The 22,602-nt window shown below is 67.7% G+C and carries 21 protein-coding genes; 16 read left to right on the forward strand and 5 right to left on the reverse strand.

Translation table 11 applies throughout. The features are described 5' to 3' along the window. Nucleotides 1–126 precede the first annotated feature (126 nt). Nucleotides 127–1,521 (forward strand): Si-specific NAD(P)(+) transhydrogenase, encoded by a 1,395-nt coding sequence (gene sthA, locus M8R19_RS25355; RefSeq protein WP_074979879.1) that lies wholly within the window; start codon nt 127–129, stop codon nt 1,519–1,521. Between the two features lie 42 nt (nt 1,522–1,563). On the opposite strand, the gene M8R19_RS25360 is transcribed toward sthA, so the two are convergent. Genes M8R19_RS25360 through M8R19_RS25370 form a run of 3 tightly spaced genes read right to left on the reverse strand, consistent with a single transcriptional unit; the run spans nt 1,564 to nt 3,175 of the window. Further along, nucleotides 1,564–2,286, reverse strand: coding sequence for a glycerophosphodiester phosphodiesterase (locus M8R19_RS25360; protein ID WP_009621382.1), 723 nt, complete (start codon nt 2,284–2,286; stop codon nt 1,564–1,566). Continuing rightward, entirely contained in the window at nt 2,283–2,600 is a 318-nt protein-coding gene (locus tag M8R19_RS25365; protein ID WP_249919268.1) for a phosphodiesterase, read from the reverse strand. Before M8R19_RS25365 ends, M8R19_RS25360 begins: the two co-directional genes overlap by 4 nt. After that, nucleotides 2,597–3,175, reverse strand: a complete 579-nt coding sequence (locus tag M8R19_RS25370; protein WP_249919269.1) for a PilZ domain-containing protein — start codon at nt 3,173–3,175, stop codon at nt 2,597–2,599. The genes M8R19_RS25365 and M8R19_RS25370 overlap by 4 nt, the downstream gene beginning before the upstream one ends. Before the next feature lie 135 nt (nt 3,176–3,310). Here M8R19_RS25370 and M8R19_RS25375 point away from each other — a divergent pair, with 135 nt between their 5' ends. From M8R19_RS25375 to M8R19_RS25385, 3 genes are read left to right on the forward strand one after another with little or no spacing between them, the layout of a single operon-like run. After that, nucleotides 3,311–4,564, forward strand: coding sequence for a lipoprotein-releasing ABC transporter permease subunit (locus M8R19_RS25375; protein ID WP_249919270.1), 1,254 nt, complete (start codon nt 3,311–3,313; stop codon nt 4,562–4,564). After that, nucleotides 4,557–5,240 (forward strand): lipoprotein-releasing ABC transporter ATP-binding protein LolD, encoded by a 684-nt coding sequence (lolD, locus tag M8R19_RS25380; RefSeq protein WP_064582523.1) that lies wholly within the window; start codon nt 4,557–4,559, stop codon nt 5,238–5,240. The genes M8R19_RS25375 and lolD overlap by 8 nt, the downstream gene beginning before the upstream one ends. A 16-nt stretch (nt 5,241–5,256) precedes the next feature. Next, nucleotides 5,257–6,507: a lipoprotein-releasing ABC transporter permease subunit gene (locus tag M8R19_RS25385; RefSeq protein WP_249919271.1), complete on the forward strand. Its 1,251-nt coding sequence runs from the start codon at nt 5,257–5,259 to the stop codon at nt 6,505–6,507. Between the two features lie 432 nt (nt 6,508–6,939). Here the strand turns inward: M8R19_RS25385 and M8R19_RS25390 are convergent, their stop codons facing one another. Next, nucleotides 6,940–7,470: a DUF2062 domain-containing protein gene (locus tag M8R19_RS25390; protein ID WP_249919272.1), complete on the reverse strand. Its 531-nt coding sequence runs from the start codon at nt 7,468–7,470 to the stop codon at nt 6,940–6,942. 136 nt (nt 7,471–7,606) lie between these two features. Here M8R19_RS25390 and M8R19_RS25395 point away from each other — a divergent pair, with 136 nt between their 5' ends. The 9 genes from M8R19_RS25395 (at nt 7,607) to M8R19_RS25435 (ending at nt 15,799) form a co-directional block, all read left to right on the forward strand. Beyond that, nucleotides 7,607–9,814 (forward strand): DNA internalization-related competence protein ComEC/Rec2, encoded by a 2,208-nt coding sequence (locus M8R19_RS25395; RefSeq protein ID WP_249920227.1) that lies wholly within the window; start codon nt 7,607–7,609, stop codon nt 9,812–9,814. Nucleotides 9,815–9,886: 72 nt separating this feature from the next. After that, the gene (gene pocA / locus M8R19_RS25400) at nt 9,887–10,522 is read left to right on the forward strand and encodes a flagellar polar localization protein PocA (RefSeq protein WP_074979868.1); all 636 of its coding nucleotides are present in this window, start codon (nt 9,887–9,889) and stop codon (nt 10,520–10,522) included. Then, complete coding sequence (pocB, locus tag M8R19_RS25405) at nt 10,519–10,965, forward strand: flagellar polar localization protein PocB (protein WP_249919273.1); 447 nt, start codon at nt 10,519–10,521, stop codon at nt 10,963–10,965. Before pocA ends, pocB begins: the two co-directional genes overlap by 4 nt. Beyond that, nucleotides 10,965–11,963, forward strand: coding sequence for a tetraacyldisaccharide 4'-kinase (gene lpxK / locus M8R19_RS25410; RefSeq protein ID WP_249919274.1), 999 nt, complete (start codon nt 10,965–10,967; stop codon nt 11,961–11,963). The genes pocB and lpxK overlap by 1 nt, the downstream gene beginning before the upstream one ends. A gap of 40 nt (nt 11,964–12,003) precedes the next feature. Then, nucleotides 12,004–12,189 carry a Trm112 family protein gene (locus tag M8R19_RS25415; protein ID WP_009621404.1) on the forward strand — a complete coding sequence of 62 codons (186 nt, stop codon included), beginning with the start codon at nt 12,004–12,006 and terminating at the stop codon, nt 12,187–12,189. 13 nt (nt 12,190–12,202) lie between these two features. Continuing rightward, nucleotides 12,203–12,967: a 3-deoxy-manno-octulosonate cytidylyltransferase gene (kdsB, locus tag M8R19_RS25420; RefSeq protein WP_074979865.1), complete on the forward strand. Its 765-nt coding sequence runs from the start codon at nt 12,203–12,205 to the stop codon at nt 12,965–12,967. Then, nucleotides 12,967–13,428: a low molecular weight protein-tyrosine-phosphatase gene (locus tag M8R19_RS25425; protein ID WP_074979864.1), complete on the forward strand. Its 462-nt coding sequence runs from the start codon at nt 12,967–12,969 to the stop codon at nt 13,426–13,428. Before kdsB ends, M8R19_RS25425 begins: the two co-directional genes overlap by 1 nt. Next, on the forward strand, nt 13,425–14,444 hold the full coding sequence (murB, locus tag M8R19_RS25430) for a UDP-N-acetylmuramate dehydrogenase (protein WP_249919275.1): 1,020 nt from the start codon (nt 13,425–13,427) through the stop codon (nt 14,442–14,444). Before M8R19_RS25425 ends, murB begins: the two co-directional genes overlap by 4 nt. A 152-nt stretch (nt 14,445–14,596) precedes the next feature. Continuing rightward, entirely contained in the window at nt 14,597–15,799 is a 1,203-nt protein-coding gene (locus tag M8R19_RS25435; protein ID WP_249916914.1) for an ISL3 family transposase, read from the forward strand. A 238-nt stretch (nt 15,800–16,037) separates the two neighbouring features. Here M8R19_RS25435 and rne read toward each other — a convergent pair whose 3' ends face one another. Then, on the reverse strand, nt 16,038–19,310 hold the full coding sequence (gene rne / locus M8R19_RS25440; RefSeq protein WP_249919276.1) for a ribonuclease E: 3,273 nt from the start codon (nt 19,308–19,310) through the stop codon (nt 16,038–16,040). Between the two features lie 579 nt (nt 19,311–19,889). On the opposite strand from rne, the gene rluC reads away from it, so the two are divergent. Genes rluC through sppA form a run of 3 tightly spaced genes read left to right on the forward strand, consistent with a single transcriptional unit; the run spans nt 19,890 to nt 22,504 of the window. Further along, entirely contained in the window at nt 19,890–20,846 is a 957-nt protein-coding gene (rluC, locus tag M8R19_RS25445; RefSeq protein ID WP_074979860.1) for a 23S rRNA pseudouridine(955/2504/2580) synthase RluC, read from the forward strand. Further along, the gene (locus tag M8R19_RS25450) at nt 20,839–21,534 is read left to right on the forward strand and encodes an HAD-IA family hydrolase (protein ID WP_249919277.1); all 696 of its coding nucleotides are present in this window, start codon (nt 20,839–20,841) and stop codon (nt 21,532–21,534) included. Before rluC ends, M8R19_RS25450 begins: the two co-directional genes overlap by 8 nt. Beyond that, nucleotides 21,524–22,504, forward strand: coding sequence for a signal peptide peptidase SppA (gene sppA / locus M8R19_RS25455; RefSeq protein ID WP_061561118.1), 981 nt, complete (start codon nt 21,524–21,526; stop codon nt 22,502–22,504). The genes M8R19_RS25450 and sppA overlap by 11 nt, the downstream gene beginning before the upstream one ends. Nucleotides 22,505–22,602: the final 98 nt, after the last annotated feature.

Here is a 22,602-nt window from a genome sequence, read left to right on the forward strand (position 1 = left end):
TAATGTGCAGCAATTTGTCGCGCGGCTAAGCTGCCAACATCGATTCGATCGCTCCCGGCGCCAGGCGCGCCGGGACTTTGCCGGAAGCGCCACAGGGGCGCCCCGGCCTGTTCTGAAGGAGTACGCATGGCTGTCTACAACTACGACGTGGTGATTCTCGGCACGGGCCCGGCGGGCGAGGGGGCGGCGATGAACGCCTCCAAGTACGGGCGCAAGCTGGCGGTGGTGGACAGCCGTCGCGTGGTCGGCGGCAACTGCACGCACCTGGGCACCATCCCGTCCAAGGCACTGCGTCACTCGGTGAAGCAGATCATCGAGTTCAACACCAACCCGATGTTCCGCCAGATCGGCGAGCCGCGCTGGTTCTCCTTCCCCGACGTGCTGAAGAGCGCCGAGAAGGTGATCAACAAGCAGGTTTCCTCGCGCACCGGCTACTACGCGCGCAACCGCATCGACATGTTCAACGGCACCGCCAGCTTCGTCGACGAGCGCACCGTCGAGGTGGTGACCCCCAGCGGCGCCGTGGAGCGCCTGGTCGCAGACCAGTTCGTCATCGCCACCGGCTCGCGCCCCTATCGCCCGGCGGACATCAACTTCAACCACCCGCGGGTCTACGACAGCGACACTATCCTTTCGCTGAGCCACACCCCGCGCCGCCTGATCATCTACGGAGCTGGGGTGATCGGCTGCGAGTACGCCTCGATCTTCAGCGGCCTGGGCGTGATGGTCGACCTGATCGACACCCGTGACCAACTGCTGAGCTTCCTCGACGACGAAATCTCCGACGCCCTGAGCTACCACCTGCGCAACAACAACGTGCTGGTGCGCCACAACGAGGAATACGAGCGCGTCGAGGGCCTGGACAACGGCGTGATCCTGCACCTGAAGTCGGGCAAGAAGATCAAGGCCGACGCGCTGCTGTGGTGTAACGGCCGTACCGGCAACACCGACCGCCTGGGCCTGGAGAACATCGGCATCAAGGTCAATAGCCGCGGCCAGATCGAGGTGGACGAGAACTACCGCACCTCGGTGTCGAACATCTACGCCGCCGGCGATGTGATCGGCTGGCCGAGCCTGGCCAGCGCCGCCTATGACCAGGGCCGCTCGGCCGCCGGCAACATCGTCGAGCAGGACAGCTGGCGCTTCGTCAACGACGTGCCCACCGGCATCTACACCATCCCGGAGATCAGCTCCATCGGCAAGAACGAGCACGAGCTGACCGCGGCGAAGATTCCCTACGAGGTGGGCAAGGCGTTCTTCAAGGGCATGGCCCGCGCGCAGATTTCCAACGAGCCGGTGGGCATGCTGAAGATTCTCTTCCACCGCGAGACACTGGAAATCCTCGGCGTGCACTGCTTCGGCGACCAGGCCTCGGAGATCGTCCACATCGGCCAGGCGATCATGAACCAGCCGGGCGAGCTGAACACCCTGAAGTACTTCGTCAACACCACCTTCAACTACCCGACCATGGCCGAAGCCTACCGCGTAGCGGCGTTCGACGGCCTCAACCGGCTTTTCTGAAATACCCCGACCGGCGGCCTGAGCCGGCCGGGGGCGACCCGCTCAGCGATTCCCGAGCGTGGCAGTGGCCAAACCGGGAAAGTCTGTAATCAGGCTGTCCACGCCGAAGTCGGCGAGCCGGCGCATCAGCGCCGGTTCGTTGACCGTCCACACCGACACGTGCAGTCCCTGCTTCTGCGCCTTGAGCAGCCGCTCCGGGGTGCACAGCGTCCAGTTCAGCGCCAGCAGCTCGCAGCCATAGTTCGCCGCCACCTTCAGCGGGTCGAGCCAGGCGTATTCGGCCACCAGCCCGCGGGAGAGGTCCGGCGTCAGTTGCTGCAGCGCGCGCAGCACGGTGCGCGAACTGGAGGTCACGGTGATGCGCTCGCGCAGGCCGAAGCGCCCGACCAATTGGTGGATGGCCTGCACGGTGCGCGCCGCGCGCTCGCGCGAAGCGCTCTTCACTTCCAGCTGCCAATGCTCGAACTCGCAGCGCTCGAACAGCTCGGCCAGCCGCGGGATGGGGCAGGGGCGCACCCAGCCCGGGCCGCCCTGGCGCGCGTCGTAGGTGACCAGGTCCTCGGCCAGTTGCTCGGACACCTTGCCGCGGCGCCCAGTGGTGCGCTTGAGCGTCGGGTCGTGGATCACCATCAGTTCGCCGTCGCGGGACAGGTGCAGGTCCAGTTCGCAACGCGTCACGCCGTGTTCCAGGCAGCGCTGGAAGCTGGGCAGGGTGTTTTCCGGCGCTTCGCCTTTGGCGCCGCGATGGCCATAGATGAGAGTCACTGGGGCTCCTTGGGAGAGGGAAGGATCGGGTTCTGCGGGCGATGCGCGCGAACCGCGTCGACCACGTGATCGTATTCGAAATAGACGCTGAATTCGCGGTAGTCCCAGCGGGTGATCGGCGGGCTGCCCACGGCCGGGTGCTCCTCGTCGGGCAGGCCGAAGCGCTCCAGCACGGCGCGCCGGCTCTCGCCACGGGCGGGCAGGGCGACGCGGGCGTCGCCCTGGGCGCCGACGGGGATTTCCCGGGTGTCGGCCGCGGCCGGCAGGGCCATGCCCAGGCACAGCAGCAGGAAGGGGATGTACAGGGCTTTCATGAGTCGTCGCGGTCCTTCGCCTGGCGCCGTTCGGCCGCCTGTTTCTGCAGGATGTGCCGGGCCAGCAGCTGGCGCTGCGGCTCCTCGATGTTCTCGAACAGGGTGCCGATCTCGTATTCGCCCAGCCCGCGCGACTCGCAATGGGTGACCCGCGCGCGCAGGCTCAGGCCCAGGGCCTGGGGCAGCAACACCAGCCTCAGCGCCAGCAGCTGGCCGGCGAGCAGGGGCTCGGGAGCGGTGAAGGCGATGCCGCCCTCGGAGAGAACCACCGGCTGCGCCGGGCCGACCTGCTCCAGCAGCCCCTGGGCGAGGGCGCCGGCCACCAGGTCCAGGCGCTTGTCGAGCAGCTTCAGGTAGCTGGCCAGGGAACGGTCGCGCTCGGCGATCTGCCGCAGCAGGTGCTGCGCCTCCACCTCCAACAGGTGCAGGTCGCCGAGCAGGTTGAACAGCGGCGAATCATCCTGTAACGCTTGCGCCACCTGCTCCGCGTCCTCCGCAAGAGGGCGAAATTCCAGTGCGAGGCGATCCTCGATACGGTAGTATTCGCGGCGGTCATCCGCGTCTGGAGTGGACATGGCGAACCCACGGCGGCAGTGATGGTCTGAGTGTAAAGCCGCCCGCCGTAGCTCGCCACAACGGCCTCCGCAAACCCTTGCGCGGTAGCGGACGCCGGCCGGACCGACGCCCCAATCCCCTGACAACGGCCCCACATGTTCAGACCTCTTTCCGTCTATATCGGGACGCGCTACACCCGCGCCAAGCGCCGCAGCCACTTCGTTTCCTTCATCTCCCTGACTTCCATGATCGGCCTGGCGCTCGGCGTCATGGTGATGATCGTGGTGCTCTCGGTGATGAACGGCTTCGACCACGAGATGCGCACCCGGGTGCTGGGCATGGTGCCGCACGCCACCGTCGAGGCCTACCAGCCGATCGACGACTGGCGCGGCCTGGCCACGCAGATCAAGGCGCAGCACCCCAACGTGCTGGAAGTGGCGCCCTTCATCCAGATGCAGGGCCTGCTGAGCAACAACGGCGTGGTGCAGAAGGTGCTGATCAACGCCGTGGACCCGGCCGAGGAAGGCAAGGTCTCGATCATCGGCGACTTCTTCAGGCAAGGCAGCCTGGCCAGCCTCAAGCCCGGCGAGTTCGGCATCATCATCGGCGACAAGGCCGCGGCCAACCTGGGAGTGAAGGTCGGCGACAAGGTCACCTTCGTCGCCCCCGAGGTCTCGGTGACCCCCGCCGGCATCTTCCCGCGCATGAAGCGCTTCACCGTGGCCGGCATCTTCCACGTCGGCGCCGGCGAGCTGGACGGCTACGTGGCCATGACCCACGTCGAGGACGCCGCGCGCATGCAGCGCTTCAAGGACGGCGAGGTCCAGGGCCTGCGCCTGAAGCTCGACGACCTGTTCCAGGCGCCGCGCACCGCCTGGGAAATCGCCCAGACGCTGAAGGGCAACGACTTCTACGCCCGCGACTGGACGCGCACCCACGGCAACCTCTACCAGGCCATCCAGATGGAGAAATCCATGATCGGCCTGCTGCTGCTGCTGATAGTCGCGGTGGCCGCCTTCAACATCATCTCCACCCTGGTCATGGTGGTCACCGACAAGAAGTCGGACATCGCCATCCTCCGCACCCTGGGCGCCACGCCGGGGCAGATCATGGCCATCTTCATGGTCCAGGGCAGCGTGATCGGCGTGATCGGCACCCTGATCGGCGGCGTGCTCGGCGTGCTCGCGGCGCTCAAGGTGAGCGACGCCATCGCCCTGCTGGAGAAGCTGATCGGCCACAAGTTCCTCAGCTCGGACGTCTACTTCATCGATTACCTGCCCTCGCAGCTGATGCGCGAGGACGTGATCCTGGTGTGCGCCGCCGCGCTGATCCTGAGTTTCTTCGCCACCCTGTATCCGGCCTGGCGTGCCGCCCGCACCCAGCCCGCGGAGGCCCTGCGTTATGAGTGACAAGACCGTCCTGAGCTGCCGCAACCTGCGCAAGAGCTACGAGGAGGGCCCGCAGTCGGTCGAGGTGCTGGTCGACGTGCAACTGGAGCTGTTCCCCGGCGAGCGCGTGGCCATCGTCGGCAGCTCCGGCTCCGGCAAGAGCACCCTGCTGAACATGCTCGGCGGCCTCGACATCCCCAGCAGCGGCAGCGTCTGGCTGGCCGGCGAGGAGCTGTCGGCGCTCAACGAGAAGCAGCGCGGCCTGCTGCGCAACCGCGCGCTGGGCTTCGTCTACCAGTTCCACCACCTGCTGCCGGAATTCACCGCCCTGGAGAACGTCTGCATGCCGCTGCTGATCGGCCGCATGCCGATCCCTGAGGCCCGCGAGCGCGCCGCCGCGCTGCTGGAGCGGGTGGGCCTGAAACCGCGCCTGCAGCACAAGCCGTCCGAGCTGTCCGGCGGCGAGCGCCAGCGCGTGGCCATCGCCCGCGCCCTGGTCAACCGCCCTCAGCTGGTGCTGCTCGACGAACCCACCGGCAACCTCGACCAGCACACCGCGCATTCCATCCAGGAGCTGATGCTCGAACTGTCGCAGTCGCTGCAGACGGCCTTCCTGGTGGTAACCCACGACCCGCACCTGGCGCAGCAGATGGACCGCGTGCTGCGCCTGGAGGACGGCCGCCTGATCGCTGCCTGATCGAGCCGCAGACGCCATGTTCAGACCCTTATCGATCTTCGTCGGCACCCGCTACACCCGGGCCAAGAAGCGCAACCACTACATTTCCTTCATCTCCCTGACCTCGATGATCGGCCTGACCCTCGGGGTGCTGGCGATGATCGTGGTGCTCTCGGTGATGAACGGCTTCCAGAAGGAAATGCGCTCGCGCATCCTCGGCATGGTGCCCCACGCCGTACTGCAGAACGCCGACGGCAAGCCGCTGGCCGACTGGCAGGCGGTGGCCGCCGCGGCCTCGAAGCAGCGCGAGGTGGTTGGTGCGGTGCCCTACACCGAGCTGGACGGCATGCTCTCGTTCAAGGGCATGATGCAGCCGATCGAGGTGGACGGCGTCGACCCGGCCCTGGAGCCGAAGGTCTCGATCATCGGCTCGCACATGGTCCAGGGCAGCCTGGACGCGCTGAAGTCCGGCGAGTCCGGGGTGGTGATCGGCCAAATCACCGCGCGGCGCTTCCGCGTCAACGTCGGCGACAGCCTGCTGCTGATCGTCCCCGAGTCCACCTCCGCCGCCGGCGGCGTGACGCCGCGCATGCAGCGGTTGAATGTGGTCGGGGTGTTCAAGGTCGGCGCCGAGCTGGACGGCACCCTGGCGCTGGTCCACGTCGACGACGCCGCGCACCTGCTGCGCTGGGAGCCGGGCCAGGTGCAGAGCGTGCGCATCGCCCTGAAGGACCTGTTCCAGGCGCCGGAAGTGGGACAGCGCATCGCCGCCGACCTGGGGCCGGGCTTCCGTTCGGTGGACTGGACGCACACCCAGGGCAGCCTGTTCGGCGCCATGAAGATGGAGAAGACCATGATCGGCCTGCTGCTGCTGCTGATCGTCGCGGTGGCGGCCTTCAACATCATCGCCACGCTGATCATGGTGGTGGCCGACAAGCGCACCGACATCGCCATCCTCCGCACCCTGGGCGCGACGCCGGGGCAGATCATGACCATCTTCATGGTCCAGGGCACGGTGATCGGGGTGATCGGTACCCTGGTCGGCGGCACCCTGGGCGTGCTGGCGGCGTTCAACGTCACCGCCATCGTCTCGGCCATGGAGAAGGCCCTGGGCACCCACGTGTTCAGCTCCGATGTCTACTTCATCAACTACCTGCCCTCCGACGTCCAGGTGACGGACGTGGTGCTGGTGTGCTGCGCGGCCCTGTTGATGAGCTTCCTCGCCACGCTGTATCCGGCCTGGCGCGCCGCCAGGACGCAGCCGGCCGAAGCGCTGCGCTACGAATGAACGAAGCCGCCCCGAGGGGCGGCTTCTTCTTTTCGTAGGATGGGTTGAGCTTGCGAAACCCATCGGGCCATGGTGATGGGTATCGCTTCGCTCAACCCATCCTACGGAGGCGTGTTTGCCGAAGGGGGTAGGAGCGGGCCCTGCCCGCGAAATCGCGCGCAGGGCGCGCTCCTACAGGGGAATGGCATGGGTGGGGCAGCGTAGGAGCGGATCTCATCCGCGAACCGCGCCGATACCTCCGGCCATCGCGGACAAGGTCCGCTCCTACGGGGAGGAATACCGTGGCTCCCCGCGAACTGTAGGAGCGGACTCCGTCCGCGATTTCACGCGCAGGGCGCGCTCCTACAGGGGAATGGCATGGGTGGGGCAGCGTAGGAGCGGATCTCATCCGCGAACCGCGCCGATACCTCCGGCTATCGCGGACAAGGGGGCTCACAACCCCTGCCGCAAATTGCGCAACGCCTGGCGCCGTCGCCAGCTGCGGCCTATCCACCAGCGCCAGTAGGCCTGGGTGGCCAGGTAGCCGAGCACGCCCACCAGCAGACCGCAGATGATCGAACCGAGCAGGAACGGCTGCCAGAGCAGCGTCAGCTCGCCGCTGATCCATTCCCAGGTGAGGTTCTCCGGCAGCGTGCGCGCCGGCACGCCCATGACCCAGGCCCCCAGCTTGTAGGTGCAATAGAACACCGGCGGCATGGTGATGGGGTTGGTCAGCCAGACCAGGCCCACCGAGATCGGCAGGTTGGCCCGTACCCACACCGCCAGCGTGGCGGCCAGCAGCATCTGCAGGGGGATGGGCACGAAGGCGGCGAACAGGCCCATGCCCATGGCGCGGGATACCGACCTTCGATTCAGGTGCCAGAGGTTGGGCGAGTGCAGCAGGGTCCCGAAGCAGCGCAGGGACTTGTGGTTCCTGATCAGCTCGGGGTCCGGCATGTAGCGCTGGAAAAGTCGGCGCGGCATGGGGAAATCTCTGGCAGACGAACACCGGTCATTATGCCTAGCTAGATGACAGCTTCTGTTCACCAACTATGTCCATGTGTAACCGGGTGCGGTGCACCGGACTTCGCTGCCAGGGAGGCAACCCGTGCGCACAGGGATGATGGCGCTGGCCTGCGGCCTGTTGCTGCTGCGTTTCCTGCCCCAGCTGCCACCCCTGGCGGCCCTGCTGCCGTTGGTCGGAATGGCGCTGCTGTGCCTGTATCGGCGGCATCACGCGGTGGCGCTCTTCCTGCTCGGCTTCGCCTGGGCCTGCCTGTTCGCCCACTATTCATGGGAAGGACGGCTGGCGCCCGAGCTGGATGGGCGGACGCTGTGGCTGGAAGGGCAGGTCGCCGGCCTGCCGTCGGCCACGGGCGGCATCGTCCGCTTCGAGCTGGAGGACGTCCAGGCGCGCCTGGACCTGCCCGGGCGCATCCGTGTGTCCTGGTATGGCGGCCCGGAGGTGCGGGCCGGGGAGCGCTGGCGCCTGGCCGTGACCCTGCGCCGTCCCCATGGCCTGGCCAACGATTTCGGCTTCGACTACGAGGCCTGGCTGGCGGCCGACGGCATAGGCGCCACCGGCAGCGTCAAGGATGGCCGGCGCCTGGCCGAGGCCGCGGGCCCCATGGCCTGGCGCGAGGCCTGGAAGGACCGGCTGCTGGCCGTGGATGCCCGGGGGCGCAACGCCTACCTGGTGGCCCTGGTCCTCGGCGACGGCAGCGGCCTGGGCCGGGAAGACTGGGACATTCTGCAGGACACCGGCACCCTGCACCTGATGGTGATCTCCGGCTCGCATATCTCCCTGCTGGGCGGCTTGCTCTACGCCCTGGTGGCGGGCCTGGCGCGCCTGGGGGCCTGGCCGGCGCGCATCCCCTGGCTGCCCTGCGCCTGTGCCATCGCGCTCGCCGGCGCCTGGGGCTATGGCTGGATCGCCGGGCTGCAGGTGCCGGCATTGCGCGCCTGCCTGATGCTCAGCATGGTGCTGCTGTGGCGCCTGCACTTTCGTCGCCAGGGCGTCTGGCTACCGCTGCTCGGCGCTCTGCTGGTGGTGCTGCTGGTCGATCCATTGGTCAGCCTGACGCCCGGCTTCTGGCTGTCCTTCGCCGCCGTGGCGCTGCTCGTCTACGGCTTCGCCGGGCGTCTGGGACGCGGGGCCGGCTGGCTGGCCTGGGTACGCGCGCAGTGGCTCATGGCCCTTGGCCTGGCCCCGGTGCTGCTGGCCCTGGGTCTGCCGCTGAGCCCCGCCGGCGCCCTGGCGAACCTGGTGGCGGTGCCCTGCGTCGAACTGCTGGTGGTGCCGCTGGCACTGATCGGTAGCCTGCTGCTATGGCTGCCGGTGGTGGGCGAGGGGCTGCTGTGGCTGGCGGGTGGCGTGCTCGACGTGCTGCTGGGCCTGCTCGGGCGCCTGTCGCTGTACTCGCCGGCCTGGCACCCCATGGCGCCGCCGCCCTGGAGCATCGCCCTGGCCCTGTTCGGCGCGCTGCTGTGCCTGGCGCCGGCCGGGCTGCCGCTGCGTCCGCTGGGCCTGGCGTCGCTGCTGCCGATGTTCTGGCCGCATTCCAGTGCGCCGCCCCACGGTCATGCCGAAGTGCGGGTGCTGGACGTGGGCCAGGGGCTGTCCGTGCTGATCCGCACCCGTCACCACGCCTGGCTGTACGATGCCGGGCCGCGCCGGGGCGATTTCGACCTCGGCGAGGTGGCGGTGCTGCCGACCCTCCGTGGCCTGGGCGTCGAACGCCTGGACGTGCTGCTGCTCAGCCATGCCGACAACGACCACGCCGGCGGTGCCCGCTCGGTGTCGGCGGCCATGCCGGTGACGCGGATCATCAGCGGCGAGCCCGGGCGCCTGCCGGGCAGCCTACCTGCCGATCCTTGCGGCAACGAAGCGTGGCAGCTGGACGGCGTGCGCTTCTCCACCTGGCAGTGGTCCGGCGCGATGGACAGCAATGGCCGCTCCTGCGTGCTGCACGTCGAGGCCGGCGGCGAGAGCCTGCTGCTCACCGGCGACCTGCCGGCCGCAGGCGAGGCCGCCTGGCTGGCCAGCCATCCAGGGCTTGGTGCCGACTGGCTGCTGGCCGGCCACCATGGCAGCCGCAGCGCCTCTTCCGAGGCCTTCGTCAGGCAGCTGGCGCCCCGCGCGGCGCTGGTTTCCCGTTCGCGGCACAATGCCCATGGCCATCCGTCCAGCGAGGTGCTGCAACGCTTTGCCGAGCAGGGGACGAAGGTGCACGATGTGGCCCGGGAGGGCGCCCTGCGCCTGCTCCTGGGGCAGCGCGGAACGCTGCGCGGCGTGCGCGAAAATGCCGGATTCTGGAGGGAAAAATGAGAACGGCGACGGTCGGCGGGGCAGGGGCCCTGTGCTAGAGTGTCGCCACTTTTTTTCAGGGGATTCGCCACTGTGTGGGAACTGGTCAAAGCCGGCGGCTGGATGATGCTGCCGATCATTCTGAGCTCCATCGCCGCCACCGCCATCGTCGCCGAACGACTCTGGACCCTGCGCCGCAGCCGCATCGCCCCGCCGCAGTTGCTGGGCCAGGTGTGGAAGCAGATCAAGGACAAGAAGCTGAACAGTCAGGCGCTCAAGGAGCTCAAGGCGTCTTCCCCGCTGGGCGAGGTGCTCGCCGCCGGCCTGGTCAACTCCAAGCATGGCCGCGAGATCATGAAGGAGTGCATCGAAGAAGCCGCCGGCCGGGTGATCCACGAGATGGAGCGCTACCTCAACGCCCTCGGCACCATCGCCGCCATGGCCCCGCTGCTCGGCCTGCTGGGCACGGTGTTCGGCATGATCCAGATCTTCAACGCCTTCATGGGCGACGGCATGGCCAACGCCCCGCAACTCGCCGGCGGCATCTCCAAGGCCCTGGTGACCACCGCCTCCGGCCTGATCGTGGCCATCCCGGCGGTGTTCTTCCACCGCTACCTGCTGCGCCGCGTCGATGAGCTGGTGGTGGCCATGGAGCAGGAAGCGATCAAGCTGGTGGAAATGGTCCAGGGCGACCGCGAGGTCGACCTCTCCGAGGATGGCAAAGCGTGAAATTCCGCCGCAGAAACGGCAGCGCCGCCCGCGATGACGTGTTCATCAACCTGGCGTCGCTGATCGACGTGATCTTCGTCCTGCTGCTGTTCTTCGTGGTCACCACCACCTTCAGCCGGCCGACGCAGCTGAAGGTCGAGCTGCCCGAGGCGGTCAGCGGCACGCCGCCGGAAGCCACCGACATCAAGCCGCTGGAGCTGGACATCGACGCCGCCGGCCACTACGCGCTGAACGGCCAGAGCCTGGTCAACGGCGACATCGCCACCCTGATGGCGGCGATGCAGAAGGAATCCGGCGGCGACAGCAACCTGCCGCTGGTGATCACCGCCGACGGCAAGGCCACCCATCAGTCGGTGGTCACCGCCATGGACGCCGCCGGCAAGCTCGGCTTCAGTCACCTGCGCATCACCACCGTCGAGGCGCAGCCGGCGGCCAAGCCCTGATGGCGTTTTCCGAGCGCCTGCTGCAGGCCTGGTACCAGGGCCACCCGGCCCTCGGCCTGCTGCGTCCGCTGGAGGCGCTGTACCGGCGGATCGCCCTGCGCAAGCGCGCCGACTACCTGGAAGGCCGCCGCCAGGCCTACCGCGCGCCGGTGCCGGTCATCGTGGTCGGCAACGTCACCGTCGGCGGCACCGGCAAGACGCCGATGATCCTCTGGCTGATCGATCACTGCCGCGCCCGTGGCCTCAAGGTCGGCGTGGTCAGCCGCGGCTACGGCGCCAAGCCGCCGAGCCTGCCCTGGCGGGTGCGCGCCGAACAGAACGCGGCGCAGGCCGGCGACGAGCCGCTGATGATCGTCCAGCGCAGCGGCGTGCCCCTGGTCATCGACCCGGACCGCCCGGCCGCAGTGCGCGCGCTGCTGGCCGAGGAGCCGGTGGACCTGATCCTCTGCGACGACGGCCTGCAGCACTACCGCCTGGCCCGTGACCTGGAGCTGGTGCTGATCGACGCCGCGCGCGGCCTGGGCAACCGCCGCTGCCTGCCGGCCGGCCCCCTGCGCGAGCCGGCCGAACGCCTGGAGTCGGTGGACGCGGTGCTCTACAACGGCGCCAGCAGCGATCCGGCCGGTGCCTTTTCCTTCGTCCTGCGGCCGAGCGCGCTGGTCAACCTGCGCAGCGGCGAGCGCGGCGACCTGACGCACTTCCCGCCGGGCCAGCAGGTCCACGCCCTGGCCGGCATCGGCAACCCCCGGCGTTTCTTCGCGACGCTCGAGGCGCTACACTGGTGGCCTGTTCCGCACGCCTTCCCGGACCACGCCGCCTACAGCGCCGAGCAGCTGCAATTCAGCCCGCCGCTGCCGCTGCTGATGACCGAGAAGGACGCGGTGAAATGCCGGGCCTTCGCCGCCGCCGACTGGTGGTACCTCGCGGTCGACGCGCAGCCATCCCCGGCCTTCGTCGCCTGGTTCGACGCCCAGCTCGAGCGTCTGATCGCGCGCTGACGGGTGGCGCCGCCACCCATTGCTTTCCAAGGATTCCGCCATGGACCCGAAACTCCTCGACATCCTCGCCTGCCCGCTGTGCAAGGGGCCGCTGAAGCTCACCGACGACAAGTCCGAACTGATCTGCAAGGCCGACGGCCTGGCCTACCCGGTGCGCGACGGCATCCCGGTGATGCTCGAGGGTGAGGCCCGCACCCTGAACGTCGATGAACGCCTGGACAAGTGACTGAGACGCAGCGATGAGCCAAGCCTTCACCGTCGTCATCCCGGCCCGCTTCGCCTCCACCCGCCTGCCCGGCAAGCCGCTGCAGGACATCTGCGGCAAGCCCATGGTCCAGCACGTCTGGGAGCAGGCGCGCAAGAGCGCCGCCAACCGCGTGGTGATCGCCACCGACGATGCGCACATCCTCGAGGCGGCCAACGTCTTCGGCGCCGAGGCGCTGCTGACCCGCGTCGACCACAACTCCGGCACCGACCGCCTGGCCGAGGTGGCCGATGCCCTGGGCCTGGCCGACGACGCCATTGTGGTCAACGTGCAGGGCGACGAGCCGCTGATCCCGCCGGCCATCATCGACCAGGTGGCGGCCAACCTGGCGGCCCACCCGGAAGCCGGCATCGCCACCCTGGCCGAGCCGATCCACGAGCTGGCCGCGCTGTTCAACCCGAACGTGGTGAAGGTGGTGACCGACCTCAACGGCCTGGCGCTGACCTTCAGCCGCGCGCCGCTGCCCTGGGCCCGCGACGCCTTCGCCAAGGAGCCGGACGGCCTGCCGCAGGGTGTGCCCTACCGCCGCCACATCGGCATCTACGCCTACCGCGCGCGCTTCCTCCGCGACTTCGTCGCCTGGGGCCCGTGCTGGCTGGAAGACACCGAGTGCCTGGAGCAGCTGCGCGCGCTCTGGCACGGCGTGCGCATCCACGTCGCCGACGCCCTGGAGGCGCCGCAGGCCGGGGTGGACACTGTCGAGGACCTGGAGCGCGTCAGGCGCATCCTGGGGGGCTGATGCGGGTTCTCTTCGTCTGCCTGGGCAACATCTGCCGTTCGCCCACCGCCGAGGGCGTGTTCCGCCACAAGCTGCGCGAGGCCGGGCTGGAGGCGCGGGTGACCGTCGATTCCGCCGGCACCGGCGACTGGCACGTGGGCAAGGCGCCGGATGCCCGCACCCGCGTTGCCGCCATGCGTCGTGGCTATGACCTGTCGGCGCTGCGTGCGCGCCAGGTGAGCACTGCCGATTTCGCCGACTTCGACCTGATCCTGGCCATGGACCTGAGCAACCTGGCTCATCTCGAATGCCTGCGGGGAAGTGGCCCGGCTGAGCTGGACCTGTTCCTGCGCCGCTACGCCGGCGCGCTGGACGAGGTGCCCGATCCCTATTACGGCGGCGAGGCCGGTTTCGAACAGGTGCTGGACCTGATCGAGCTGGCCTGCGACGCCCTGCTGCTGGAAGTGAAGGGGCGCCTGTGAGCCTGGTTTTGCAGAGAGACGTTTCCCTGAAAGCCTTCAATACCTTCGGCATCGAAGCGCACGCGCAGCTGTTCGCCGAAGCCCACGACGACCAGGAAGTGATGCAGGGCCTTGCCCTGGCGGTGGAGCACGACCTGCCGCTGCTGGTGCTCGGCGGCGGCAGCAACCTGCTGCTGACCCGTGACGTCGAGGCCCTGGTACTGCGCATGGCCAGCCGTGGCGTGCGCATCCTCGAAGACGACGGTGATCGGGTGCGCATCGAAGCCGAGGCCGGCGAGGTCTGGGACGACCTGGTGCGCTGGAGCCTGGAGCAGGGCTTCGCCGGCCTGGAGAACCTCAGCCTGATCCCCGGTACCGTCGGCGCCGCGCCCATGCAGAACATCGGCGCCTACGGCGTGGAGCTGAAGGACGTGTTCGACAGCCTGGTGGCGCTGGACCGCCATAGCGGCGGTCTGCGCGAATTCCACCTGGACGATTGCGCCTTCGCCTACCGCGAGAGCCTGTTCAAGCGCGAGCCGGGGCGCTGGGTGATCCTGCGCGTGCGCCTGAAGCTCGCGCGCCGGGCCAGCCTGCATCTGGACTATGGTCCGGTGCGTCAGCGCCTGGTGGAGGAGGGCATAGACGCCCCTGGCCCCGCCGACGTGGCGCGGGTGATCTGCGCCATCCGCCGCGAGAAGCTGCCCGACCCGGCAGTGCTGGGCAATGCCGGCAGCTTCTTCAAGAACCCGCTGGTGTCCGCCGCCGTGGCCGAGCGCTTGCGTGGCGAATACCCGGACCTGGTGGCCTATCCCCAGGCCGACGGCCAGGTCAAGCTGGCCGCCGGCTGGCTGATCGACAAGGCCGGCTGGAAGGGCTTCCGCGATGGCGCCGCCGGCGTGCATGCCCAGCAGGCGCTGGTGCTGGTCAACTACGGTGGCGCCAGCGGGGCGCAGATCCAGGCACTGGCCGAGCGCATCCGCGAGGACATTCGGCAGCGATTCGGAGTGGAGCTGGAGATGGAGCCCAACCTCTACTGAGGTTTGCAGGCTTGAAAAAAGGCGCTTGCCGGCAACGGCAAGCGCCTTTTTTGGGTTCTTCGCGGAGTCTGGGGAAAGAGCGGATTGACAGTCAGGGAAGCGGGTAGATTGGCAGTCGCCAAACGAACCAACCCCCACCCCCTGCTGTCGCCGTGCATCCTATTGATCTTGCTGCTTTCTGGCCAGGCTACGAAGTCATCGCCTGCCACCCATCTGCCGACAGCACCCTGCTGATCGAGCTCAAGCCTCACGCCAGCGCTGTCCCCAAATGCGGGCGCTGCGGTCAGGCCAGTCCATTAATCCACGAACGGCGGATTCGCCGGGTGCGTGATCGCGATCTGTTCGACCAGCGCGTCCTGCTCCAACTGCCGGTGCGCCGCGTCGACTGCCTGCGCTGTGGTCGGGTGACCGAGCGGATCGACTGGCTGGAGCCAGCGTCGCGCTTGACCCAGCGCTTGCGCATCTGGCTCGAGGCTTTGCTGCAATTACTGCCCATCAGTCACGTCAGTCGCCTCGTCGGTCTGCATTGGCACACGCTCAAGCAGCTCGACAAACGTCGTCTAGAGGCCGCAGTCGGTGCTTTCGAGCCGGGTGACGTTCGCCGTCTGGTGATGGACGAGTTCGCTCTTCACAAAGGACATCGTTACGCCACCGTGATCATGGATGCGCAGCGGACACGCGTGCTGTGGGTCGGGCATGGCAACAGCCGCGAGGCGATTCAGCCGTTCTTCGAACTGCTCGGTGAGCGCTGCCAGCAAATCGAGGCCGTGGCGATGGACATGAACACCGCCTTCGATCTGGAAGTAAAACAGCATTGCCCCCGTGCCGAAGTGGTCTACGACCTATTCCACGTGGTGGCTCGCTATGGCCGGGAGGTGATCGACCGCATCCGTGTCGATCAGGCCAACGCGCTACGCCAGGACAAAGCGGCACGCAAGGTAATCAAGCAGAGTCGTTGGTTGCTGCTGCGCAATCGCGAAAACCTCAAGGATCAGCAAGCCGTGCAGTTGCAGGAAATCCTCGAGGCCAACCAGCCACTGGCCACGGTCTACGTGCTCAAGGATACGCTCAAGGAAATCTGGTACGCCCCCAGCGTGCGGGAGGGTTGGCGCCGCTGGCGGGACTGGTTGCGCCACGCCAGGGACAGTGGCCTGGCCCCGCTGCAACGCTTCGCTCGCAATCTGCGCAAATACGTCCGAGGCATCCTGGCCAGCGCTCGCTTCCCCATGCACACCAGCCTGCTGGAAGGGGTAAACAACCGCATCAAGGTGATCAAGCGCATGGCCTATGGCTTCAGGGACTCCGCCTACTTTTTCCTGAAAATCAAGGCCGCCTTCCCCGGGAAAGCGCGATGAACCCTTTTTTGTCCGTGGTGCTTTTCGTAGGAGCGAGCCGTGCCCACCGGTATGGGTGTAGGAGCGGACCTTGTCCGCGATAGCCGGACATCCCGGCGCGATTCGCGGATGAGATCCGCTCCTACTCCGCCCCACCCGCACCATTCCCCTGTAGGAGGCATGGCTATCTTCCCCACGCAACCCAGGAACCATAAAAAAAGGGGATGCCTAGGCATCCCCTTTTTCAACACGCGGGCGATCAGCCGTGGTGCTTTTCCACCTCGTCGCGGTGCTCGGCCTTGTCGGCCTCGACTTGCTCCTCGACGGCCTGGATGGCCTGCTCGCCTTCGGCAGCTTCGGCAGCTTCGGCAGCTTCGGCAGCGGGTGCTTCGACGGCCTCGGTGGTGGCGGACGCTTCGACAGTCTCCTGGGCCGCTTCCACGACGCTTTCTTCCGCGGCCTCGACTTGTTGCTCGGCGACGACTTCCACCTCGGCGGCCTGCTCGACCACGGCGGTTTCCACTACGGCCGGAGCGGCAGCGGCGGCTTCCGCGGCTTCACGGGCCAGGCGCTCGGCTTCGCGCTGCAGGCGACGGCGCTCGCGCGGGTCGTTCAGGGCGCGGCCGCTGGCGTTGGCTGCCGGCTGGGCTTCGTCCTGGCTCGGCGCGGCGACATCAGGCTCGGCCTCGGCGACCGGGGCTTCGACCACCTGGGGCTCGACGGGGGCGCTTTCGACGACCGGAGCGGCCTCGACCACGGCTTCCGCGGCAGGCTGCTCGACCGGCTCGGCGGCGGCCGGGGCGGATTCGCTCGGCTGCAGGCTGAACTCGACGATCTGCTCGCCGGCGCTTTCCTCGTGGGTCTCGGTGACTACCACGGCTTCGGCGCTGGCTTCGACGGCAGCGACCGGCTCGGCGGTTTGCTCGCTGGCGGCTTCGACGACCTGCTCGGCGACCACGGCTACCGCGGCAACGCCGGTTGCGGCCAGGGCCGGGACGGACGGCGACTCGCTGCCTTGCGGCTGCTCACCGGCCTCCGGGCCTTCCACGCCGACTTCGCGCTGACGCTCGCGGCGGTTGCTGCGGCGGCGCTGGCCACGGGAGCGGCGGCGCGGACGATCGTCATCGCTGCCTTCCTGGTCGTCCTGCTCCAGCAGTTCCTCGTTGTTCGGCAGCTCTTCGGCTTCCAGCGCGGCTTCGCGGGCCTGGCGCTCCTCGCGGGGCTGGCGTTCGCCACGTTCGCGACGCTCACCACGCTCTTCGCGCGGCTGGCGTTCTTCACGGGGCTGACGCTCTTCGCCCGGCTGGCGCTCGGCACGTTCTTCGCGCGGCTGACGTTCCTCGCGGGGCTGACGCTCGGCGCGCTCTTCACGCGGTTGACGCTCCTCGCGGGGTTGGCGCTCGGCGCGTTCTTCACGCGGTTGACGCTCCTCGCGGGGCTGGCGCTCGGCGCGTTCTTCACGCGGCTGGCGTTCCTCGCGGGGCTGACGCTCGGCACGCTCTTCACGCGGTTGACGTTCCTCGCGCGGCTGGCGCTCGGCACGTTCTTCACGCGGTTGACGCTCCTCGCGCGGCTGGCGTTCGGCGCGTTCTTCACGGGGCTGGCGTTCTTCGCGGGCCGGACGCTCGGCGCGTTCTTCGCGACGGCGCTCGTTGCGCTCGCCGCGCTCCTCGCGGGGCTTGCGGTCATCGTCGCGACGGCCGCCATCACGGCGACGGTTCTGCTGGCGGCCATTGCGGCGCTCGTCCGGGGTCGAGCTGCGCTCGTTGGCGGGCTTCTCCGCGCTGACGGCCGGCTTGGCCTGTTCTTCCTTGCCGGCGAACAGGCTCACCAGCGACTTGACCAGGCCCTGGAACAGGCTCGGCTGCGGCATCGGCTTGGCGGCTTCCACCGGTTGCGGCGCGGCGGCAGCCTGCTCGGCTTGTTGCGGGGCAGGAGTCTGCGGGGAGACGGTCTTCACCGCGGCTTCCTGGCGTACCAGGGTGCGGGTGGCGCTGACCGGCTGGACTTCCTCGTGCTCGACCTGGGCCATCTCGTAGCTGGTGTGGCCGACCAGCAGGTCCGGGTTGTCGTCACGCAGGCGCTGCACTTCGAAGTGCGGGGTCTCCAGATGCTCGTCCGGCAGGATGAAGATGCGCGCGCGGGTGCGCAGCTCGATCTTGGTGATGGCGTTGCGCTTCTCGTTGAGCAGGAAGGCGGCGACCTGGAAGGGCACGCGGGCGCGGACTTCCGCGGTGCGGTCCTTCAGCGCTTCTTCCTCGATCAGGCGCAGGATGGCCAGCGACAGGGATTCCACGTCGCGGATGATGCCCTGGCCGTTGCAACGCGGGCAGACGATGCCGCTGGTCTCGCCGAGGGATGGACGCAGGCGCTGGCGGGACATCTCCAGCAGGCCGAAGCGCGAGATGCGCCCGACCTGCACGCGCGCACGGTCGGCCTCGAGGGCTTCGCGCACGCGCTCTTCCACGGCGCGCTGGTTCTTCGCCGGGGTCATGTCGATGAAGTCGATGACGATCAGGCCGCCGATGTCACGCAGGCGCAGCTGGCGGGCGATTTCCTCGGCCGCTTCCAGGTTGGTCTGCAGGGCGGTTTCCTCGATGTCGCCGCCTTTGGTGGCGCGCGCCGAGTTGATGTCGATGGAGACCAGGGCCTCGGTCGGGTCGATGACGATGGAACCGCCGGAGGGCAGCTTCACTTCGCGCTGGAAGGCGGTCTCGATCTGGCTCTCGATCTGGAAGCGGTTGAACAGCGGAACGCTGTCCTGGTACAGCTTGACCTTGCTGGCGTACTGCGGCATCACCTGGCGGATGAAGTTCAGGGCTTCTTCCTGGGCGTCGATGCTGTCGATCAGCACTTCGCCGATGTCCTGGCGCAGGTAGTCGCGGATGGCGCGGATGATGACGTTGCTTTCCTGGTAGATCAGGAAGGGCGCGCCGCGCTCGCCGGAGGCTTCCTTGATGGCGCCCCACAGTTGCAGCAGGTAGTCCAGGTCCCACTGCAGCTCTTCGGAGCTGCGGCCCAGGCCCGCGGTGCGGACGATCAGGCCCATGTCGGCGGGAGCGTTGAGGCCGTTCAGGGCTTCGCGCAGTTCGTTGCGCTCTTCGCCTTCGATGCGGCGGGAGATACCGCCGGCGCGGGGGTTGTTCGGCATCAGCACCAGGTAACGGCCGGCCAGGCTGATGAAGGTGGTCAGGGCCGCGCCCTTGTTGCCGCGCTCTTCCTTCTCGACCTGGACGATGACTTCCTGGCCTTCGCTGAGCACTTCCTTGATGTTGATGCGCCCTTCGGGGCTCTTCTTGAAGTACTCGCGGGAAATTTCCTTGAGGGGGAGGAAACCGTGGCGCTCGGCGCCGAAGTCGACGAAGGCGGCTTCCAGGCTGGGCTCGACGCGGGTGATGCGGCCCTTGTAGATGTTGGCCTTCTTCTGTTCGCGCGCGCCGGACTCGATGTCCAGGTCGAACAGACGCTGGCCATCTACCAGCGCTACACGCAACTCTTCGGGTTGAGTTGCGTTGATCAGCATTCTTTTCATGTAGTACCAATGGTTTCCGGGGCCACCGGAAACGGCAATCGGCACCCACGACTCTCACGGTCGGTGCTCAGGCGCGTACTCAGGAACGGCGGACCATTCCCGTGTCCAGCGACGTCCGGCCAACAACGGGCCGGGTCGCGACTACGTCTCCTGCTTGTCCTGCGAACAAGCAATCAACAGGAGGAGGAATCAGCTGTCGGAGGCGGACGAAAGAGTGCGTCTGAAACAAGGCTGTGCCAGCTACGCGGTCCGACAGTTGTGCATCTCCACCCTGCACGTTTCCTATTGAAGAAGCGGGTGCCGCTCGCAGAATCCGGGAGCGGGTTGGCTTTTCACGGCTACCGAGGCAGCCGTGCGTCATGTCTCAAGGCTCGGGTTCCGAATCGTTGCGGCGAGGGATTCATGGGTCCGTCACGGCAACGCTTCGCAGGACTGCCTCACGTCCGTTCAATGTGCTTGCAGGCAGCGGGGATGGCGATTTCGCTGACATCCGCGGGCCCGGCCACTTTTGGCGGCCTCCCGAATATAGCAGCAATGATTAAGTGCTTCAATTGAATGAAAAATTGCTATGATGGGCGGATGACGACTTCCACCCCTCCGACTTCCGGCGTCCAGCTGCTTGAAGTCGCGCCGGAATATGCCGGCCAGCGCATCGACAATTTCCTCAGAACCCAGCTCAAAGGCGTACCCAAGACCTTGATCTATCGCATCCTGCGCAAGGGCGAGGTGCGGGTGAACAAGGGGCGGATCAAGCCCGAGTACAAGCTGCAGGCCGGGGACGTGGTGCGCGTGCCGCCGCTGCGCCTGGCCGAGCGCGACGAGCCGGCGCCGCTGGCCCAGGGGCTGCTCGAGCGCCTGGAGGCCGCCATCGTCTACGAGGACAAGGCGCTGATCGTGATCAACAAGCCCGCCGGCATCGCCGTGCACGGCGGCAGCGGCCTCAGCTATGGCGTGATCGAGGCCTTCCGCCAGCTGCGCCCGGAGGCCAAGGACCTGGAGCTGGTGCACCGTCTGGATCGCGACACTTCCGGCCTGCTGATGATCGCCAAGAAGCGCAGCATGCTGCGCCACCTGCATGATGCGCTGCGCAACGAGCACGTGGTGGACAAGCGCTACCACGCCCTGGTGCGCGGCAGCTGGCCGGCGGCGAAGAAGCAGATCCGCGCGCCGCTGCTGAAGAACAACCTGCGTTCCGGCGAGCGCATGGTGGAAGTCAACGTCGAAGGCAAGGACGCGCTCACCGAGTTCAAGGTGCTGCGCCGCTTCGGCGATTTCGCCACCCTGGTGGAGGCGCGGCCGATCACCGGGCGCACCCATCAGATCCGCGTGCATGCCAAGCACGCCGGGCATTCCATCGCCGGCGACGCCAAGTACGGCGACGACGAGTTCTCCCGCGAGATCCGCGAGCTGGGCGGCAAGCGCCTGTTCCTGCATTCTGCGCAGCTGCGTGTGCCCATGCCTGACGGCTCCACCCTGGAGCTGGACGCCGAGGTGGACGACATCTGGCGCAGCACGCTGGAGCGCCTGGATGCCTGATTACGCGCTGCTGGTCTTCGACTGGGACGGCACCCTGGTCGACTCCGTCGGCCGCATCGTCGAGTCGATGCGGGTGGCGGCCGAGCGTTCCGGCCTGCCGCGGCGCAGCGACGAAGCCATAAAAGGCATCATCGGCCTGGGGCTGCCGGAGGCGATCCAGACGCTGTACCCGGAAGTCGACGACGAAGCGGCGCTGACAGTCTTTCGTGGCGACTACGCCGAGCATTATCTGATGCTGGAGGTCGAGCCTTCTCCTTTGTTCCCCTGCGTGGCCGACGCGCTGGAGCATTTCCGCCAGTCCGGCTACCGTCTGGCGGTCGCCACCGGCAAGAGTCGCCGCGGCCTGGACCGGGTGCTGAAGGGGCAGGGCTGGGAAGGCTTCTTCGATATCACCCGTGCCGCCGATGAGTCGGCGAGCAAGCCCGATCCGCGCATGCTGCATGAAATCCTCGCGCATTGCCTGGTCGAGCCGGGCCGCGCGCTGATGGTCGGGGATGCGCCCTTCGACCTGGAGATGGCGCGCCGGGCGGGCATGGATTCGGTGGCGGTGTCCTACGGGGCGCAGCCGCTGTCCGTGCTGCGCGAATACGGCCCGCGCCTGGAGATCGGGCATTTCAACGAATTGCGCGCCTGGCTGGATGGCCGGGCGCAGGACCTACGGATCGAGGTGAACGAGCATGTCGGATGAGTGGAAGGCCGAGGAGCCCGGCAAGGAAGACGCGAAGAGCTGGAAACTGCTGGAGAAGGCAGTGCTGGCGGGCGTTCAGGAACAGCGCCGGGCTCGTCGCTGGGGCATCTTCTTCAAGCTGCTGACCTTCATCTACCTGTTCGGCGCCCTGGCGCTGTTCACCCCCTTGAGCGGCCTGTCCAAGTCCGCCTCGCGCAGCGGCAGCCATACCGCCCTGATCGAGGTGAAGGGCATGATCGCCGACGACGAGCCGGCCAGCGCCGACAATGTCGTCGGGGCGCTGAAGGCGGCCTTCGAGGACAGCGGCACCAAGGGCATCGTCCTGCGCATCAACAGCCCGGGCGGCAGTCCGGTGCAGTCCGGCTATATATATGACGAGATCAAGCGCCAGCGCGGCCTGCACCCGGACGTGAAGGTCTACGCGGTGATCAGCGACCTGGGGGCGTCCGGCGCCTACTACATCGCCAGCGCCGCCGATGAGATCTATGCCGACAAGGCCAGCCTGGTCGGCTCCATCGGCGTGACCGCCGCCACCTTCGGCTTCGTCGGCACCATGGAGAAGCTCGGCGTCGATCGCCGCGTCTACACCTCCGGCGAGCACAAGGCCTTTCTCGATCCCTTCCAGCCGCCCAAGGCCGAAGAGACGCAGTTCTGGCAGGGCGTGCTGGACACCACCCACAAGCAGTTCATCGACAGCGTGAAGAAAGGGCGCGGCGATCGCCTGAAGGACAAGGATCATCCCGAGCTGTTCTCCGGGCTGATCTGGTCCGGCGAGCAGGCGCTGCAACTCGGCCTGATCGATGGCCTGGGCAGCACCAGCTACGTGGCGCGCGACGTGATCAAGGAAAAGGAAATCGTCGACTACACCGTGCAGGAAACGCCGTTCGACCGCTTCGCCAAGAAGATCGGCGCCAGCGTCGCCGAGCGTTTGGCGCTGTGGATGGGCTGGCAGGGGCCGGCGTTGCGCTGAGGCCCTGGCGCTCGAAACGAGCCGCTGCCTTATATATGAGGCGGCGGCTTTTTCGTTTCCGGGGCGACAGGTATCGGGATGCTCTTCGTGCTCTTCGT

This window comes from Pseudomonas sp. R3.Fl (assembly GCF_023516765.1).
GTDB lineage: Bacteria > Pseudomonadota > Gammaproteobacteria > Pseudomonadales > Pseudomonadaceae > Pseudomonas > Pseudomonas citronellolis.